Genomic DNA, 2,237 nt, shown 5'->3' with positions numbered 1-2,237 from the left:
CAGCTAGAGGAGGGCGGCCTCCCCACTCCCCGCCCTGGGTTTGGCTCGCGCAAGACGACGCGGCCTGACGGCGCCCGCGCCGCGACATTTCGACACATAACTCCAGGCATAGACCCGGCTGAATGGGCCAGCGGCCTCGCACACGGCAAGGCTTAACCACGAAAACCACTGCTATCTAAGGTTTTCCGCCCCAAGACCCCTCAAACTGCCCTGTGCAAAAGGCCTGAGGATCGTTCTCAACAAACGATCGTCTTTCCGCCAAAAAGATGGATAGTGCTGCGCCGTGAAGGGGCGGCGTTTTTGGCGGACGTAGGTGATCTTTTGGGCGTGACGGACTCGGACAAGGCCGCACTGCTGGGCCTGTACGAGGAAAAGCGCACCAATCTGGTGCGTTTCTTCGCGGCGCGTCTGGGTTCCCGCGCCGAAGCCGAGGACCTGGTGCAGGACCTCTATATCCGTATCAGCGGCATGGATTCGCTCGGCCCCGTCGATAATCCCTCGGCCCTGCTGCACCGGATCGGCTCGAACCTGATGCTGGACCGCCTGCGCAGCCAGAAGCGGTCGGGGACGCGCGACAGCGACTGGCGCAGCGTCAACACCACGGTCGTGGCCGGCCACGAGGTCGCCGACGAACCGGCCGCCGACGAGGTCGTCGCCAGCCGCCAGCGGCTGAAGGCCCTGGTCGAGGCCGTCGAGGACCTGCCGGAAAAAACCCGCCAGGCCTTCCAGCTGCACAAGCTGGAAGGGCACAGCCACATGGAAACCGCGCGCCGCATGGGCATCAGCGTCAGCACGGTCGAAAAGCACATAAGCTCTGCCTTGAAGACCCTGACGAGGCGGCTACGGTGATTTATGAAGTGTCGCATGGGGGATGGGCCACGTCGGCGCCGTCTACGCACTGGGGGATGATGGATCCTCGTCGGAGCACCACCGGATGAGCCGGTCAGCGCAACACCTGCAAGAGGCGGCCGATTGGCTGACCCGACTGCAGCGGCCGGAGGTCGAAGAGACCGATTGGCTGGCGTTCGACGCCTGGCTCAGCGAGCCCGGTGCGCAGGAGGCGTATGACGCCATCCAGGCCGTCGACGAGGAGATCTTCCAGCGTGGTGCGGCCGTCCGGGGGGAATTGGCCGAACCGAAGCGCGCCGCGGCGAAGCGTGCGTTCCAGATCGACTGGCGTTGGCTGGGCGGTCTGGGCGCGGCAGGCGCCGCGGCGGCCGTCGCCCTGGTGGTGGCGCCCTGGGGCGAGCTGCTGCCCGCTTCCGACACCCTCTACACCACGGCCAAGGGCGAGAACCGCGCCATCGCGCTGGCCGATGGCAGCCACATCGACCTGAACACCGACTCGCACCTGTCCGTGCGCCTCGAGAAGGACGCCCGCCGCGTCACCGTGCACGACGGCCAGGCCCTGTTCGACGTGGCCCACGACACCGCCCGCCCGTTCCTGATCACCGCCGGCGATGAAACCGTACGCGTGGTCGGCACCAAGTTCGACGTCCGCCGCCGCGACGGCCAGCTCACGGTCACCGTGCTGCGCGGCCTGGTCGAGGTCTCGACCGACGGCGACGACACCCCCGTGCGCCTGCGTCCGGGCCAGATGCTTGAGCATGTCGAGGGCGCCTCGGGCGTCACCGTGCGCAAGGTCGCGGCCGAGGATCAGGTAGGCTGGCGCTCGGGCCGTCTGATCTATCGCGACGAGCCGCTGGGCCGGATCGTCGGTGACATGAACCACTATTTCGACCGGCCGCTTCGCCTCGAGGGCGAAAACACGGCCAATCTTCGATTCTCCGGCGTATTGATCGTGGATGGCCAGGATGCGATGGTTCGCCGCCTGACCAGCCTCATGCCGATTTCGGCGACGCCGAGCGATGATTCGATTGTCCTGCGCGGAAGGCCCTCCGCTCCCAACTGACGTTCTGCAGCGGGCCCGATCCTGAATCGGGCTTCGATCCTGCTCGCCGCCAGCATCCTGGGACTGGGCGTCAGTGCGCGTGAAGCCGCCGCTCAAGGGCGCGTGCGCCTGGACATCCGCAAGGCCACCGTCGCTGAGACCCTGATCGAACTGGGCGTGCGCATGGGCACGACCATCGGCGGGGTCGAGGCCTGCAAGGGCCCCGGCGTCCCCCTGGTCGGCAGTTTCAGCCTGCGCGAGGCCCTGGACCGCGCCAGCCAGGGCAAGGGCTGCGCCTACGCCTTCATCGACGCCCGGACGATTCGCTTCTCGGTCGCCCGCCCGC

General features: G+C 67.4%; 3 protein-coding genes. All 3 read left to right on the top strand.

Annotated features, from left to right (window positions below):
• The first annotated feature begins 327 nt into the window (after nt 1-327).
• Nucleotides 328-849, top strand: a complete 522-nt coding sequence (locus AC07YH_RS26675) for an RNA polymerase sigma factor (RefSeq protein WP_494749906.1) — start codon at nt 328-330, stop codon at nt 847-849.
• Nucleotides 850-934: 85 nt separating this feature from the next.
• Entirely contained in the window at nt 935-1,912 is a 978-nt protein-coding gene (locus AC07YH_RS26670) for a FecR family protein (protein WP_494749905.1), read from the top strand.
• Nucleotides 1,913-2,014: 102 nt separating this feature from the next.
• On the top strand, nt 2,015-2,237 hold a 223-nt coding region (locus AC07YH_RS26665; protein ID WP_494749904.1), incomplete at its 3' end, for an STN domain-containing protein.

It is taken from the genome of Caulobacter sp. GW456-12-1-14-TSB4 (genome assembly GCF_059424195.1).
Note: the sequence above shows the minus strand (reverse complement) of the source record. Positions and strands in the feature narration are given on the sequence as shown.

What these genes read in the sequence shown, in the direction of transcription:
- AC07YH_RS26670 (WP_494749905.1), top strand. Translation starts at nt 935, where the DNA reads ATGAGCCGGTCAGCGCAACACCTGCAAGAGGCGGCCGATTGGCTGACC.